This window comes from Serratia sp. 25CWL12 (genome assembly GCF_055790885.1).
In genome coordinates, this window is sequence record NZ_CM147698.1 from 206,263 (window position 1) to 220,457 (window position 14,195).

Below are 14,195 nucleotides of genomic sequence, written 5' to 3' on the forward strand. Positions count from 1 at the left end.
TTCACATAACCTCAGTGAACAGCGAACATTAGGTAGATAGATGATGGTTGATAATAAATTACAGGCCTGAATACAGGCCTGTAATTTGCTACGACCAGTGAATACTCACATGACGTAAACTTAACTAAATAGCTTCCCTTTCAGCAGATTAAGCCCTGCTGAGACCATATGGCCCTGCGGTGACAGACCATCGACGATTTTTGGCAGGTATTCAGCAATCAGCGCCGAGGCGGTTTGCGAATCAACGCCTAGTTTCGCGGCGAGATCCTGCAGCGCAGACGAACCAAACACTGAAGTGATCTGTTCGTTATTCACCGACATATTACTCTGCTGGCTAAGCCACGACTCAAAAATTTCACCTAAGCCGTTGTTGCTAAATTTTTCCAGAATGGCCTGGAAACCGCCTTGCTGTTCAACCCAGACCATGATTGCCTGTAGTTGCTCAGACTTATCAGCCTGCCCGCCAAGCATGCCGCCGATTTGATCTAATAATCCCATGGTAGACTCCTTACAATCATTGCTAAAAATTCCTGATTTACGGCTTACTTCGCCGGGATAATCAGTACTTGACCCGGATAGATCTTGTCGGGATGTACCAGCATTGGTTTATTGGCTTCAAAAATAAGCACATAGTTATTGGCGGAGCCATACATCGTTTTTGAGATTGCGCTCAGAGTATCACCGGATTTCACCGTATAATATTGGCTTTCCACCCCGCTTTGCGTCACAGTAACGCTATCATTGACCTGCCCAATACCGGTAACGTTGCCTACCGCCACCAGAATTTTTTCTTTATCTTTCTGTGAGCCGACATCGCCCGTCACCGTAGCTGTACCATCGTCAGCGACATCAATATTGACCTTTTCGGCACCAGGCAGGTTAAGGCCATCAATATGTTTTTTCAGCTTGTCAGCCTGATCTTCTTCGCTACCGCTGGATACGGCATCCCAAATTTTCTCGCCCGCTTCTTTCACAAAACTTAATAATCCCATCTATTCATACCTCCATTATTGTTTCCAATGAAAATTTTCATCAGATCTGATAAACCATATACCAATATATTTCAATGTGCTGGGTATGAGTCTTGATACCGCGCCATAACCGCAACATCCTGAAACAATACTCGTCATACTTCAAGCTGCCTGGGTGTTGGCTTTGCTACGAGGCCATCCGCGGACCTCGCCCCTCACGGACGAGGTGAGTAACTGCAGCTAACACCCAAGCAATTTGAAGTAAGAAGGGTGTAACATTATAGGCTAATGGTCATTCCTTTGCCTATTCAGTTAATGCGTTCAATCCTTCAGGGCTCCAGTCATCCACTTCATCAGGAGATAAAGTGGCTGTGTGACACAGGTCGGCCCTGAGCAGGCGTATGGCAATTAAGGCCATACCCTGTGAAATAATAATGTTCTGCATTGCCATCATCCAGCTTGATACCTTCATCTTCCAAAAACTCCACGGAATAACCAAGTAAGGTAAACAAGAACACGACTGATCATCCCTCGATTCAATCCAAAGGACAGCATTGGCAGTGCTGCCTTTTTTAACCTTTAGTGTACGTTCCACCATTCCCAGCGCTTTACCCATATCAGCCGTGACCTGGTAATTGTCTTCAATCTGCTGGCGTGATTTTGAGGGTGCCCGTTTTTGTGTGCTCAACTTTTCAACTTGCACATGATCGATATCAGAGCAAACAGCAATTCCCTATAGTCGCCTACAACGGGTGTTAGACCTAAACTCATCACAACAACTCACAATCAGCGATACAGATAAGATCCTGCGAGCTCTTGGCAGCAGTCTAGAAAATGAAATGGCAGCCAGAATTGTAGCGCGCTTGAGCAAGGATATCCTTGATCTAGTGCAGGCTGAGGTCATTCACACGCTTGCGTTCTATGGTAGGAAGGAGCGTAGTTTTATGTAAAAGATAGGGAAAACTTAAAATACATCGCCATTTTATCGCCACTTGAATTTGAACCAATAAAAAAACCACCTTGAAATGGGTTTAATTATATGATTTTAAATATAAAATTTCTCACCTGCTGGGTTTGAACCAGCGATCAATCGATTATGAGTGTTAGGTCAAAGACTTACCTTAAAATACTTATTGTTATATTTCATATAATTAGACTAAACAAAACTATTGTATAAATACCCTCAGAGATCCCCTTATTTTTAGAGACTCAAATAATGCCAAGTGTGCGGGTATATAATCGATGCTGCTTCAGGTAATAAGTAAACTTCTCCATCAGCAATATCGCGTAGGCTTCTTTCATTTTGGGCAGTAACTGATAGTAGATAACACCTTGTCGGAAAAATGAATATGTTCGGCTTTTGCTGGTATTGACCTTGATCGTTCGCTCCAAACCCGCGCTATCGCCCGCTTTGCCCAGCAGCGTCAACAGGACTATCGCCAGTGCACTGAACAGAAATAATCGATCACGTCGGGCCGGATTTTTGACTCGAACCTGACCCATTCCCATACCAAATTTGTAGTCCTTGATGTCCCGAAAACTGCTCTCGATACCCCAGCGCTGACCATACAGGCACAAGGCTTTGGCAGCGCTCAAATCGACGCGATTACTCGCCAAAAACCACGGCTCTTTCATGCCGCTCTTGTGACAGCAATAGACCCGCTCGACCCGCTGTCGCTGCCCGGTAAGCTCTACACTCGCTTTTTATCCTAGGCGGGCGATACGCGATCTGGCCTCGTCAAGGTGGTGGTGTAATGCCTCAAGGCATGGAGTGAAATTGGCGGAGAAGCGGTTGCAACTGCTGGCTATAGCAAAGAAGTTTTCTGCCAAACCCAGTGCCTCTCGCCAGATATCCCCGCTAATCACTTCCGGTAGTGACGCCGGTCGAAGCTCGTTCACGATTGCACCACTCGCTCTGGGGGCGAACCCCATAGGCAGAATGTCGTAGGCTGGCGCGAGGTGATACGGGCGGCCATGGCTATTGATGAACGACAGGTTCCCGTGGTGCATATCGGTGTTGCCAATTAGCATCCCGAATGCCCAAAGCCGAGCGGTGCTGGCGGCGGCATCAGGGTGGACAAGCCCCTCCGCAACTAGGCTATTGACCAGAACAGGCCAAGGGGCCCTGGCATTGCCGACAAACTCCGCATCAAGTGCCCGCAGCGAGCAGACGCCGAGACGACCTAGTTGCCCAACGCGGTCGAACCGGGGGATCTCGAGGAAGCGCTGACCACCAAAATCATATACCTCTGTTTCTACACCCAGCACCCTTAGTGCCAAGTGCTCGGCCAACAGAAGGTCGCGCCAACGTTCGCTAACCGGATTATCGTCTGGAGCTGAGAATTTCACTAACACATGACCGCGTTCTGTCTAGGTACAGAATTTCGGCTGTTCACCGCCTGCATATGACCCTGGTGCCTCACCGGCATCAGCCGCCAATGCCAGCTTGGGGTAGGTTGTGGCACGCTCAACTGGGGTGGGTATTGGCATTGCCAAGAAATGGTCCCGTGCCTGCTGCCCTATCAGCAGGTTGCCGATAGCATCATGACTGTGTGCAAGCAATGCCCTAATCACATCTGCATCTGCCCATTGCTCTGGATTCGCCGGCAGGCCGAGCTCAACCGCATGGGCCGATGCATAGGCTCGCCCGAGATACCCTTGTGGTCGCATGTCAAACAGCCACCACGGTAGCCCGTCACTATGGCGACTCTCATTGTTGGTTTGCACCATAACAAACCCACTCGGGCGAACAGGAATGAGCTCACCAAGGGGCTTAATGCGCCCTTCATCGGTGATGTGGTAAATGGGCGCAGACCTGAATCCGCGATAGGCATCACGTAGGGCATATTGAATAGATGGACCAGCCCCAATTCGAACAATATCATCGTCAAGAATCTTCAATGCGCGGGACATTGTTGGTTGGCTAATATTCATTATTTCAATTAGTTGCCTTGCCGTTCTCGGCTCCTGGCTGAGCAACTGGCGTATCGTTTCTGAGCGAGTAGGCATAATGTTGAATCACTTAATGAATAGATAGATGAATAGATAGGTGAAAAAACATCCTATCAATTAAACTGTCACTGGTCACCCACCAGAAGGTACCGCGCCAACATCCCCAGCCAGGTACAGCGCATTGCCGGAGTTCACCACTACGGCCTACGGAATCGCCCAGCCGTAAAGGGCTGAAGGTAAAGTATGCCGAGCGTAGATTGTTGGGGGGGAGTGGGGAGGCTGATGAGATGATCCACAAGATGTTATTGCACTGGCTATCTGTTTGAATACATACTGTAAAAAATTTTATCGGTTTCAATATCAAGAACCATTTTATTGGTTATTTAAAATAGAAGGGAGTTGAAGAATGGTTTTTTGTCGTGGTTGCGGTAAAGAAATTCACGAAACAGCAAAAGCTTGTCCACACTGCGGGGCCACACAAGTAAGCGGCCAGCAGGGTTCTAAAAACCGCATCTCAGCAGCATTACTGGCGTTTTTCCTCGGAGGGTTGGGAGTCCACAAATTCTATCTCGGGAAAGTTGGTCAAGGCTTCTTGTACCTACTGTTCTGCTGGACTTTTATCCCTGCAATAATTGCTTTTATTGAGTTTATTATTTACCTGTGCAATTCAGACGAAGAATTTGCCCGTAAGTATGGCTGATTTACCCTAATGCCCGTTTCCCATAGCCTAAAACGCACTAAGCGCGTTTTGGGATCCCTGGCCTTTTTATCGCCCAAAACGGAGCAAAACGCCGCTGACAAATGCCAATGTCATGCATAGTCACGCCCCGCAGTCAATAAGGCGGCATCGATTGCTAGATGTTCGGTTACACCAAACCCAGGGGTTTTTGGGGCTCAAAAAATAAATGGGGGGACAAAAGGGGACAGTGACCAATAAGCCAATAAAAAAGCCACCCTTCAAGGTGGCTTTTTTATATGATTTTACCAATAAAATTTGGTGGCCCTGCTAGCCCCGCACGTAATTAAGTTGCACTGTGCGACAATTTGTCGCGCAATAACGACTGTAGTGCGTCAAACACTGACGTAGCAATTGAAATCATCCCAATACCTTACAGGCACGGGTGACTACATCAGGAGGTTTAAAATGGCAACAAGCATCCGCTTAGATGATGATTTTGTTAAAGAAGTTAAAATACACGCAGATGCGATGAGCCGTAGCGTGCCCAAACAGATTGAGCACTGGGCTAAGATTGGCCGGATTGCTGAGGACAACCCCGATCTACCGTTTTCCTTTATCAACGAAATCCTGCTGGCGAAATCAGAGATGGACAACGGGAGAATGAAGAAATATGTGCGCAGAAAAGGCAGGTCAGGAAATTGAGGTTTACCGGTCAAGTCGCTTTGAGAAAGCCTTTAATCGCCTCGGGCAAAGAAGATCAGTACAGCGTTGATGAAGAGATTGAGCGCATCATCGCAAACCCGGAGATAGGCGAACGCAAGAAAGGCGATCTCAGCTATCTGTGGGTACATAAGTTTTATATGGGGAAGCAGCAATACCTGCTTGGCTACTCTTGGCTGGACCAAAAACTGACAATCTATCTTTTGAGCCTAGGAACGCATGAGAATTACTACGATGAGCAAAAGCGGCACCGCAGAGCCGACCTGAAACTAATCGGGTGAAGTCGCGCAAGCAAATTGAGTAAATTAAAACATATAGTTACTCGGTGCCCCCTCATTTGAGACGATCCCGAGTTCAACCGAGCCATAGAAATAAACCTTTTCTTGGCAAGCTAAATGGTACATTCAGATAACTGGTCGGTTCCTGAGGACAACAAATAATGCGATTCAATAATAAAAACCTGTTTATTATTCTATTATCCCTCTGCACATTCCAGACTTATGCGGCACAATGCACAGCGGAAACCTTCGCTAAAAACAAACTAAACAACTTCATCCTCTTGAGCCAGCAGACAAGAACAGAAATCCCCAAATCGGTTGAAATCACTATTGATAGCCCTGATGGGTATCTCCGCGTATCGGCTCAAAGCAACTTCAGCCAATGCGGTGAGCTAATTGGCGGCAGTATAAAAGAGGTCAAAACCTCAACAGGCCCGAAAAATGTTTTCACGGCTACCAATGAAATTCAACTTAACAGAACGGAATTTGGCTGGCGCATTCAGTTGGATGTGAACGGAGTCATAGCCGATAACAACAGTCAGAAGACCACACAACTATATCGGCAGACTCTGGAGGGAATGTACCAGCTTAATAATAAAGGATTTATCAGCCACGTGGTTAATCGTTCTATTATCTCGGCCACAAAAGCAGGAGATAAAGACAAAACCACAGTGGGCACAATAGACTACGTTTTAAATTCATCAGGGTTGCTGGCAAGGGCGGTAAACAAAGGAAGTTTGGCGATAGATAACAATACGATTGTATACAGCTATGATGGTAATGATCGTCTGATCAAAACCCAATCCCCCTCAACAATAGAAGAGTATGCCTATGATAACGAGGGCCGTGAACTGTCCGTGAGCAAGACCCAGACGTATTTCACCATCGAAAAAAACCTGATTACGTGTGAGGAGTGGAACTCGCATGGAGAATGCACACGCGCCAATATGGATATTATGGTCGTCCCAGTCGATCGGACGGGTAAACAGTATGTGGACAAACATAAAGCCGTCATGACGGCGAAATACGAATACTGGAATTGACCATTTCACCCGCCATATGGGGTAGCCAAAATAGTATGGAAACCGAACCTAGTTGCATTATCTCATCCGACTTCTGAGCTGAACCGCCCCGGTACAGATTGGCACGGAGCGGACAAGCTAAATGAGCCGAAGGTCCGATCAGAGCGAGGAGCGGACATTACGATATCATTAACTAAATAACTTTTCACAATAGCGCTCCACTTTACGCTATGCCTTGAGTTGTAAGGGTTACGAGTCTCATACAGCAAAATCATGCACTGATGCAGGTTGCGAGCACGCTATGATTATCTGCTTGAAAATAAACTAAAAATATCAACTGTAGCGGTATTATGAAATGCTATTTAGGACACTGTGATTACTCTGTAATTTGTGTTTTATCCATTACAAGTCTAAATCACTTAATCATGGCCATACATATTTAGCATAATTAAATTGAGCAAGAAGAGAGACATTTAAACGTTTGCTTCTCGCTCGTAATGGCCCCTACGCCAGCTTCAGACTACTTTGTGCCAGTAGAGGGCATCGAGGTCATTTGAATAAATTCGATGCAGGGGTTCCAATTAACTTTTTCTCAATTATGTCAATGATCAAATCGAGTGGGAAGATTATTTCATTGGTATGTCTCAGTTCTTCAATTGTCCACCAGTGGTGATCTCGAATAACTTTCTTTTCGTTGCTAGTCCACCTCGACCGGTCAATATTTGATTTATCAGCATTAATAATAAAGAAACGTTCTTCAGCAAGAACAGTCTCACCGCTTGGTAGCATCATTTTAAAGTTTCTGGATGCTATCTGCGGTCCTGCTGTTGTTCTTGTCAGCCCCGTCTCTTCAAATAATTCACGCAAAGCAGCCTGCTCGTAAGATTCATTATGTCCAAGCCCTCCACCTGGAGTTGCCCAGTATGCATTTCCATTCAAAGCATCATCTTTATGGCAGAAACTAAAGAGCAAGACGTGACTTTCAGGTGAAATAACTATTAACCGAGATGCTGGTCGAGTACGCACAAAGCCCCCCTATATATAAAATGTTAACTTCAACTTTTGAATTTATATAAACATAATTTTCATTAAAAATCGCCTAATATAACGCATTCCCCGCAGCTTTAACTACATTCAACTTCCGCTTCTCGCTCTTAACCGACTATCGGATTTCATCGTGGCCCACAATAGAGCGCTATCAGATCAAGTCGCGACTAATATATAGAAAGTTAGTCTCTGTCACTGCTTAGTCATCTTTTGTATGAATATGAAAATGATATCCGCATAAACCACCATTATCTTGATCGTCTTGTTTTAAATGCTCGCCACAGAAAATACATTCCTCATAGTCTAAAGTTGCGCCGCACCAAACGCATAATTGCTCTGCGATTAAAAATGTACCGTGTCCACACTGGAAGCAATCCTCAATGTTCGAGTCCTCACCACTTCGCCAGTCATAATCGTGTTCATCATTGAGTGCTTGCATGAGTAATGGTGTGATAAGGTCCGCAAATCCGCAGGCAAAGCATCTATACTTAAATTCGTCTTCGTTACTTTCGACACTGCACCCACCGTCAAGGCTTTCGTCTGAAGCCGCAAGTAAATCTGAGTGGCACATGTCACATCTGCATTCTGGCAGGAAACGTTCCATGTGCTTAGGGATGCCAGCAAAAGACCATGACTCATTGCATTCTTTGCGTTTAGCCTCGTAAAGGGCGTTATGTTTAAGCATGGTTTCCCAAGAACTACCTAGTAATGGGAATGGAGCCTCCTCAAGCTGCTGTGTAATAAAGTCACTGAGTACAGGGAAAAGGTCCGCAACAAATCCAGCAATCTCACCCAAAGTATTTTCTGGATGCATATGCTCAAGGTCATTCCGACAATTCTGAAGTTGCCTGATTGCTTTCCAATCCACCTGAATATTAAAACCCTTGAACCTCTGCTTGATTGCTTCTGTATCAATGGTAGTAGATTTAAAATTGCCATCAGGAACCCATTCAACGCCACCATTACCATCAGATTTAGGAAGTATTTTCGGTGGGTTATATATCAGGGTATAGGCATCCTCCGGTTCATCAACAGATGTTGCGATTTTGTACTTGAATAGGAGAAGCATTCCTGCAAAAAGATTTCTTACTGAAGATAGTGCTCGTGCTGGATTTCCACCATCTTCAACTTTTCGCTGGGATAGCTCAAAATCTTCTATACCAAGCTGTATAGAGAGTAGGGCATTTTCACGCAATTTTTCTGCATCTAGCGCCGGTAATGCTTTCTTGTTTGTCACTGGTAGCTTCCAAGTATCAAAATGATGGGCCTAAAATACATGAGCAAGGACTTAGTAAGGTAGTTAATTATTTTTTCAGCCATCTGCCAGTACTCTCCGTCTAGGTTATGAAGGTGGCAAGATGTCTCCTTATCGCTCATAGCTGCCCGAACACCTTGCTACGGCAGCTATGAGCGAGAAGCGGACTAAAACCTCATCTCAACGGTCAAAGAATATTTTTCTTTGACCGTTCTCTTTACAGGCAAAATATCATCTATTTTTATTGTGAACATCATTAATTATATCTAGATAATATTTTTTCTCCTTCCCTTTGAACACTGTTCCAAACTCATTATTAATTTTAACTCCAACACTTTTTAAAAGATCTATTTTTGGTTTTGAAGTAGGTTTACCATAAAGATGATGAGGGATGTAATATGTTATTTCATGTTCTAACTTTATTTTATTTGTAAGTCGACTTCTTTCTCTGAATGTAAGCAACCACCAAAGGTCAATCTCAACAAAATCTAAATTTAAGCCTAATATATATACATCCTTAGTAAAAAAATCATCTATCCAACTATTACCAATATCATTTTTTTTCAACCGTTTTGTAAGCGGTTCGTTGAACGACTCATTGGAGTACCGGCTTCCGGTAGTTGTATAATCCCGCATGTTTTGCAAATAACCGCTGTAATGCTCATAGCCAAGGATTATTGAGTTTGGGTTATTCAATGCTCCATGTATATGCCATATTTTTTTGTTTTTCACCTTGTGATGCCTGAAGATATTATATTTACTCTCTTTTATTTTACCTTCATTTTTTAAATCTTCAGGTCTGATACTGTCATCTAAACAATATTCAAAAGCCAAGTCATAATTTGTTGTTAAAATGTTGTCACATTCTAGTTCTATTATTTTTTGGTGAATTTCATTTGGATTTATTTTGTTTATTTTTGATGCAATGGAATCTTTTATTTCACTTTCTGAAAATCCATTTTTATTTTTATTTGAAATATTAAAATAAATCTCCTCGTAGGCTAGTGGGAATGGTTTATCATGTGTGTCAATCTTGATTTTATATATTTCCCCTAAACTATTTAGTACATCAAGCCAAGAATTTCCTTCTGTGATATTATTTATACCATTTCCAATGAGAAGTGAATAATCGCGCATTTCTATACCTTTTTGTTAAGTGCACTTTTTACGCCCTACTTCTGATATTACAATACTATTCATCAACATGCTCGACACCGATACAGTAGTGATAAGTAGAACCGGTTTACGCGCTCTATGTTCTTCATCGGTGTAAAGCTGATAAGTACACCACGATGCTCGCAACGTCAGCTTTTGGCACGAAATGGATAGACTGTTGGGCTATCAGGTCTGCTATGGGCGAGGAGCGGGCATTGCTAACAGCATCCAGTGTGAATCAACAGGGAGCAGGTCATGCCCTCAAGGTTCACTTTGTTCAGGTTAAGTAGGTATTTTGGCGAGGTTATGAAATGAAAAGTTATCGTTCACATATTGTAAACGGGAAAGGGCAGAGCTATCATGTTTACATAATGTAAACGAATAGAATGACCGCAAGATGCACGTAATTTCAAAAGAGCCTTTTGAGGAAGCGGCAAAGCGATATCCCAACGATTCGTTAGCCATTCGGGCGCTGTACCGCTTAGTGCGCGAGACGGATTTCCCTTCTCCAACTGAGATGCGAACTCTGATACCGAGCCTGGATAATTTTAAGTACCGGAACAAATTGTGGGTTTTGGATGTAGGAGGCAATAACTTGAGGGTTATCGCCTATATCAATTTCGTGAATAAGCGCTTCTATGTGAAGCACATCGCAACCCATGCTGATTACGACAAGTTGAGCCGCTATTACAGGGAGAGCAAAGAATGATTATCGACACTGCAAAAGCCATTGAAGCAACCAAACAACTCATAGCTGCTGTCCCCTTCCTGGGGGGCAGTTCGTCCGAGAGCGATTACCGCGAGGCTATGGAGCTGGTGGACTACCTGATCGAGAACGACGACGAGAACCCACTTATTGACTTACTGGCGAGTAAGATTGCCGACTATGAAGATAACAGCCCTCGTTTCGCTGAATTCAACAAAGCTATCTCTGAAATGCCGGTCGGCGTTGCACTGCTGCGTACCCTGATTGACCAGCACAAGCTGTCTTACTCTGATCTCAAAGAGGAGATCGGCTCTAAATCACTGATTAGCCAGATTCTGTCTGGGCAGCGCTCTTTGACCATCACTCACATTAAGGCACTGTCGGCTCGTTTTGGTGTGAAACCAGAATGGTTTTTATAACAAATTAAATTATGTTGAATAGCACTGGTTGTTTGCAGCGGTGCTATTCATTAATGGATTAATATAAACTGAGTATATACCCGTCGCCATTCAACTTGCAGCGGTGTTGGCTTCTCTCAGATACTCGGCTCCTCCTGTGCCTCGCCCTCACGGGGCCGCTGCAAGCAGCGTTCAAGTCTGCTCCCGGCAGACTTGTCACCCTAGTCACATAGTTATCTATGCCGACTATCACATTAGACTTCCCTCAATTCAACAAAGCACCAACTCAAGAGCGCCGCAGCATAGGCCAACGATCACTCCTTGGCCCACTCCACTAATGCGTTCAATCCTGCGGGGCTCCAGTTATCCACTTCATCAGGGCATAAAGTGGCTGTGTGACATAAATCGGCCCTGAGCAGGCGTATGGCAAGGCTGAAAACTTTCAGGAAACGGAAAGTTGATGCTTGGCTCTGGCCTTTCCTATCCCGACCACTAAAGGGGGATATCACCGCTGGTGCCATTTTGGGCTGCGTTTGGCCCCAGCGTGTGACCGGTTGATGGTTTATATTCCTGTTATTTGGTTGCTGGTTCGCTGCATGTTGTGCATTGTTCCGGCAACATCTCATAGAGCGTGTCTACTCTGTCGAGAAGGATAAATAGCAGTGTTTCCCTTACGGCTTGCTGATTTGAAAATAGGGCGGCGTGGGTCAGTGCCAGGCACTGAAAAGCCACCTCTTGCGCAGTCAGTGGGGTTCTATCGATCAGGTTAGACATGGTCACCCCTTTGTACCGGTAGGCGGCCAGCAAACAGCAAGATGTAATCAGGGGTATAGCGGTGGCGGGCTGATTTTTCATCAAACGCGGTTCCCCGCAGCATAATGGGCTTAACTTTCTTCTGGGTGCGGTTGATCGCCGCAAAGATGTAGGTACACTTTGTGGTAGCCATGGCGTTAGTCCTTCTAACGTTGTGGTTAGACGCCTCGGTAGTGGTTCGAAGCACTCTGGGGCGTCGCTATTTTTGCTCTGTAATACATTACAGGTGGCATTCACTACAATATAACTAAGTGAATGCCACTTCAATGTCTGGTAGCATTTATTTTTCCTGTATACTGAATGCTACCTATTGCGAAGAGGTTGACCAATGGCAACGGGTTCACGTAATAACAAGTCACAGCAAATCGTATCAAGAGTTCCTCTTGAATTAATTGATGAACTTGAAAAAGTAAAGGACGAAGGCGAAAGCACCGCAAGTTTTGTCGTAACCTCAATCAGAGGCGAGATCAAACGCAGACAGCGCAAGAAAGGTAAACAAGAACACAACTGATCATCCCTCGATTCAATCCAAAGGACAGCATTTGCAGTGCTGCCTTTTTTAACCTTCGGTGTACGTTCCACCATTCCCCGCGCTTTACCCATATCAGCCGTGATCTGGTAATTATCTTCAATCTGTTGGCGTGATTTTGAGGGTGCCTGTTTTGGTGTGCTCAATTTTTCAACTTGCACATGATCGATATCAGAGCAAACAGCAATTCCCTATAGCCGCCTACAACGGGTGTTAGACCTGAACTCATCACAACAACTCACAATCAGCGATACAGATAAGATCCTGCGAGCTCTTGGCAGCAGTCTAGAAAATGAAATGGCAGCTAAAATTGTGGCGCGCTTGAGGAAGGATATCCTTGATCGAGTGCATGCTGAGGTCATTCACACGCTTGCATTCTATGGTAGGAAGGAGCGTAGCTTTATGTAAAAGATAGGGAAAACTTAAAATACATCGCCATTTTATCGCCACTTGAAATTTAGCCAATAAAAAAGCCACCCTTCAAGGTGGCTTAATTATATGATTTTACTACTAAAATTTGGTGGCCCCTGCTGGGTTTGAACCAGCGACCAATCGATTATGAGAACGGTGTACCACCTATACTAATCAATAGGTTACCATAAATTACAATAACTTAGCCGTTGAGTATTATTGGTTAATCGTGAACTTCTGAGTCTTGGGGGGACGAAAAGGGGTCATTAAAAAGTGTACCTCGGAATGTAGGCCAGCCTTGGTTGATAAGCTCAGCGCTATCAGGATGATTTTGGCATGCAAAGCAATACAATACTGCTCGTTCTGTATTCGTTAATTTTACTTCGAGCATTGTTTTATATACTTCAGAGTCATTATCACTTAAATGATTCAAGAGTTCTATTATCTTCAGTATGACAGCTAATTCTGATTCAAAATCATGGGGTGTGTATCTGATAGCATCTTTTGCGATATCTTCTATTGATATTACTTGGTCAACAAATTTGAGGCGCTTTAGCCTTCTTATTTCATTTGCAACAACATCACCAAGGGGGGAGAAGGCATTTTGTCGGCTAAAGAATCCAGACTCTTTAAGTGATTGTTTAAGTGTATCGCTTAGCACATTTATTTGGTTAACTATTTTATCATTGTTACTAAACGTCATTAGTGCAGTGTGATTATCATTGGTGGATTTTATACTTTTAATAATAAAAAGAACACTTACTAGAGATAATAGAGGGCCTACCGTTCCAGCAACATAGGCACCAAAGTTTGACCAATCACTGGTTTTTTGTGATACAGGAATGTTATGAAAAACAAAAATATAGCTGACAAGGCTGAGAATTCCCAACACAGCACAAACGTACAACATACAATTTAATAATTTTTCATTTATCATCTATTAAACTCTAACGGGTTATATTTTTTAGCTTCCTCAAGATGATCTGGCGCAAAGTGCGCATAACGCATAGTCATCTTGATATCGGTATGACCGAGTATACGTTGTAAAACTAAAATATTTCCACCGTTCATCATAAAATGTGAAGCAAATGTATGGCGTAGAACGTGTGATAGCTGGCCGTCAGGTAGCGCGATTTCAGAACGTTGCACCGCTTTTCTGAATGCTGAATAGCAAGAAGAAAACACCGGCCCTGCATGCTTGGGTATTGGCAGTGAGTTATAAAATTCGTCACTTATCGGGACCGTTCTGTTTTTCTTGG

General features: G+C 44.1%; 18 protein-coding genes and 3 pseudogenes. 8 read left to right on the forward strand and 13 right to left on the reverse strand.

Annotated elements, in window-relative coordinates; translation table 11 throughout:
* Window positions 1–120: 120 nt before the first annotated feature.
* The 6 genes and pseudogenes from ACX9GV_RS00930 to ACX9GV_RS00955 form a co-directional block, all read right to left on the reverse strand.
* Window positions 121–498 (reverse strand): YidB family protein, encoded by a 378-nt coding sequence (locus ACX9GV_RS00930; protein ID WP_473196722.1) that lies wholly within the window; start codon window positions 496–498, stop codon window positions 121–123.
* Window positions 499–542: 44 nt separating this feature from the next.
* Window positions 543–992 carry a peptidoglycan-binding protein LysM gene (lysM, locus tag ACX9GV_RS00935; protein WP_473196723.1) on the reverse strand — a complete coding sequence of 150 codons (450 nt, stop codon included), beginning with the start codon at window positions 990–992 and terminating at the stop codon, window positions 543–545.
* A gap of 283 nt (window positions 993–1,275) precedes the next feature.
* Window positions 1,276–1,659: a hypothetical protein gene (locus tag ACX9GV_RS00940; RefSeq protein WP_473196724.1), complete on the reverse strand. Its 384-nt coding sequence runs from the start codon at window positions 1,657–1,659 to the stop codon at window positions 1,276–1,278.
* Window positions 1,660–2,180: 521 nt separating this feature from the next.
* Window positions 2,181–2,669: pseudogene (locus ACX9GV_RS00945) on the reverse strand (transposase); the annotation flags it as partial.
* Between the two features lie 6 nt (window positions 2,670–2,675).
* Entirely contained in the window at window positions 2,676–3,326 is a 651-nt protein-coding gene (locus tag ACX9GV_RS00950; RefSeq protein ID WP_473196725.1) for a HipA domain-containing protein, read from the reverse strand.
* A 15-nt stretch (window positions 3,327–3,341) separates the two neighbouring features.
* Window positions 3,342–3,980, reverse strand: a complete 639-nt coding sequence (locus ACX9GV_RS00955) for an ArsR family transcriptional regulator (protein ID WP_473196726.1) — start codon at window positions 3,978–3,980, stop codon at window positions 3,342–3,344.
* Window positions 3,981–4,091: 111 nt separating this feature from the next.
* On the opposite strand from ACX9GV_RS00955, the pseudogene ACX9GV_RS00960 reads away from it, so the two are divergent.
* The 5 genes and pseudogenes from ACX9GV_RS00960 to ACX9GV_RS00980 all read left to right on the forward strand — a co-directional run.
* Window positions 4,092–4,249, forward strand: a pseudogene (locus ACX9GV_RS00960) (phage virion morphogenesis family protein); the annotation flags it as partial.
* Between the two features lie 80 nt (window positions 4,250–4,329).
* Window positions 4,330–4,623, forward strand: a complete 294-nt coding sequence (locus ACX9GV_RS00965; protein ID WP_473196727.1) for a TM2 domain-containing protein — start codon at window positions 4,330–4,332, stop codon at window positions 4,621–4,623.
* Between the two features lie 444 nt (window positions 4,624–5,067).
* Window positions 5,068–5,304, forward strand: a complete 237-nt coding sequence (locus ACX9GV_RS00970) for a TA system antitoxin ParD family protein (RefSeq protein WP_473196728.1) — start codon at window positions 5,068–5,070, stop codon at window positions 5,302–5,304.
* Between the two features lie 20 nt (window positions 5,305–5,324).
* Window positions 5,325–5,603: a type II toxin-antitoxin system RelE/ParE family toxin gene (locus ACX9GV_RS00975; protein ID WP_473196729.1), complete on the forward strand. Its 279-nt coding sequence runs from the start codon at window positions 5,325–5,327 to the stop codon at window positions 5,601–5,603.
* Between the two features lie 158 nt (window positions 5,604–5,761).
* The gene (locus ACX9GV_RS00980) at window positions 5,762–6,643 is read left to right on the forward strand and encodes a hypothetical protein (RefSeq protein WP_473196730.1); all 882 of its coding nucleotides are present in this window, start codon (window positions 5,762–5,764) and stop codon (window positions 6,641–6,643) included.
* Between the two features lie 528 nt (window positions 6,644–7,171).
* Here ACX9GV_RS00980 and ACX9GV_RS00985 read toward each other — a convergent pair.
* From ACX9GV_RS00985 to ACX9GV_RS00995, 3 genes are all read right to left on the reverse strand, one after another.
* Complete coding sequence (locus ACX9GV_RS00985; RefSeq protein WP_473196731.1) at window positions 7,172–7,648, reverse strand: NUDIX hydrolase; 477 nt, start codon at window positions 7,646–7,648, stop codon at window positions 7,172–7,174.
* A 220-nt stretch (window positions 7,649–7,868) separates the two neighbouring features.
* A complete protein-coding gene (locus ACX9GV_RS00990; RefSeq protein ID WP_473196732.1) occupies window positions 7,869–8,906 on the reverse strand; it encodes a hypothetical protein in 1,038 nt (345 codons plus the stop codon).
* A 249-nt stretch (window positions 8,907–9,155) separates the two neighbouring features.
* Window positions 9,156–10,061, reverse strand: coding sequence for an SIR2 family protein (locus ACX9GV_RS00995; RefSeq protein ID WP_473196733.1), 906 nt, complete (start codon window positions 10,059–10,061; stop codon window positions 9,156–9,158).
* Between the two features lie 415 nt (window positions 10,062–10,476).
* Here ACX9GV_RS00995 and ACX9GV_RS01000 point away from each other — a divergent pair, with 415 nt between their 5' ends.
* Together ACX9GV_RS01000 and ACX9GV_RS01005 are read left to right on the forward strand one after the other, a co-directional pair.
* Window positions 10,477–10,788 (forward strand): type II toxin-antitoxin system HigB family toxin, encoded by a 312-nt coding sequence (locus tag ACX9GV_RS01000; RefSeq protein ID WP_473196734.1) that lies wholly within the window; start codon window positions 10,477–10,479, stop codon window positions 10,786–10,788.
* Window positions 10,785–11,204: a helix-turn-helix domain-containing protein gene (locus ACX9GV_RS01005; protein WP_473196735.1), complete on the forward strand. Its 420-nt coding sequence runs from the start codon at window positions 10,785–10,787 to the stop codon at window positions 11,202–11,204. Before ACX9GV_RS01000 ends, ACX9GV_RS01005 begins: the two co-directional genes overlap by 4 nt.
* Before the next feature lie 552 nt (window positions 11,205–11,756).
* On the opposite strand, the gene ACX9GV_RS01010 is transcribed toward ACX9GV_RS01005, so the two are convergent.
* Window positions 11,757–11,957 (reverse strand): hypothetical protein, encoded by a 201-nt coding sequence (locus tag ACX9GV_RS01010; RefSeq protein ID WP_165843119.1) that lies wholly within the window; start codon window positions 11,955–11,957, stop codon window positions 11,757–11,759.
* Entirely contained in the window at window positions 11,950–12,129 is a 180-nt protein-coding gene (locus ACX9GV_RS01015) for a host cell division inhibitor Icd-like protein (RefSeq protein WP_473196736.1), read from the reverse strand. The genes ACX9GV_RS01010 and ACX9GV_RS01015 overlap by 8 nt, the downstream gene beginning before the upstream one ends.
* 195 nt (window positions 12,130–12,324) lie before the next feature.
* Between ACX9GV_RS01015 and ACX9GV_RS01020 the strand changes: the two genes are divergently transcribed.
* The gene (locus ACX9GV_RS01020; RefSeq protein ID WP_473196737.1) at window positions 12,325–12,507 is read left to right on the forward strand and encodes a YlcI/YnfO family protein; all 183 of its coding nucleotides are present in this window, start codon (window positions 12,325–12,327) and stop codon (window positions 12,505–12,507) included.
* 652 nt (window positions 12,508–13,159) lie between these two features.
* Here the strand turns inward: ACX9GV_RS01020 and ACX9GV_RS01025 are convergent.
* Together ACX9GV_RS01025 and ACX9GV_RS01030 are read right to left on the reverse strand one after the other, a co-directional pair.
* The gene (locus ACX9GV_RS01025; protein ID WP_473196738.1) at window positions 13,160–13,873 is read right to left on the reverse strand and encodes a BAR domain-containing protein; all 714 of its coding nucleotides are present in this window, start codon (window positions 13,871–13,873) and stop codon (window positions 13,160–13,162) included.
* Window positions 13,870–14,193, reverse strand: a pseudogene (locus ACX9GV_RS01030) (tyrosine-type recombinase/integrase); the annotation flags it as partial. The pseudogene ACX9GV_RS01030 and the gene ACX9GV_RS01025, both read right to left, overlap by 4 nt.
* Window positions 14,194–14,195: the final 2 nt, after the last annotated feature.

What these genes read in the sequence shown, in the direction of transcription:
- ACX9GV_RS00980 (WP_473196730.1), top strand. Translation starts at nt 5,762, where the DNA reads ATGCGATTCAATAATAAAAACCTGTTTATTATTCTATTATCCCTCTGC.
- ACX9GV_RS00970 (WP_473196728.1), top strand. Translation starts at nt 5,068, where the DNA reads ATGGCAACAAGCATCCGCTTAGATGATGATTTTGTTAAAGAAGTTAAA.
- ACX9GV_RS00965 (WP_473196727.1), top strand. Translation starts at nt 4,330, where the DNA reads ATGGTTTTTTGTCGTGGTTGCGGTAAAGAAATTCACGAAACAGCAAAA.
- ACX9GV_RS01015 (WP_473196736.1), bottom strand. Translation starts at nt 12,129, where the DNA reads ATGGCTACCACAAAGTGTACCTACATCTTTGCGGCGATCAACCGCACC.
- ACX9GV_RS00930 (WP_473196722.1), bottom strand. Translation starts at nt 498, where the DNA reads ATGGGATTATTAGATCAAATCGGCGGCATGCTTGGCGGGCAGGCTGAT.
- ACX9GV_RS01025 (WP_473196738.1), bottom strand. Translation starts at nt 13,873, where the DNA reads ATGATAAATGAAAAATTATTAAATTGTATGTTGTACGTTTGTGCTGTG.
- ACX9GV_RS01000 (WP_473196734.1), top strand. Translation starts at nt 10,477, where the DNA reads ATGCACGTAATTTCAAAAGAGCCTTTTGAGGAAGCGGCAAAGCGATAT.
- ACX9GV_RS01010 (WP_165843119.1), bottom strand. Translation starts at nt 11,957, where the DNA reads ATGTCTAACCTGATCGATAGAACCCCACTGACTGCGCAAGAGGTGGCT.
- ACX9GV_RS00955 (WP_473196726.1), bottom strand. Translation starts at nt 3,980, where the DNA reads ATGCCTACTCGCTCAGAAACGATACGCCAGTTGCTCAGCCAGGAGCCG.
- ACX9GV_RS01005 (WP_473196735.1), top strand. Translation starts at nt 10,785, where the DNA reads ATGATTATCGACACTGCAAAAGCCATTGAAGCAACCAAACAACTCATA.
- ACX9GV_RS01020 (WP_473196737.1), top strand. Translation starts at nt 12,325, where the DNA reads ATGGCAACGGGTTCACGTAATAACAAGTCACAGCAAATCGTATCAAGA.
- lysM (WP_473196723.1), bottom strand. Translation starts at nt 992, where the DNA reads ATGGGATTATTAAGTTTTGTGAAAGAAGCGGGCGAGAAAATTTGGGAT.
- ACX9GV_RS00995 (WP_473196733.1), bottom strand. Translation starts at nt 10,061, where the DNA reads ATGCGCGATTATTCACTTCTCATTGGAAATGGTATAAATAATATCACA.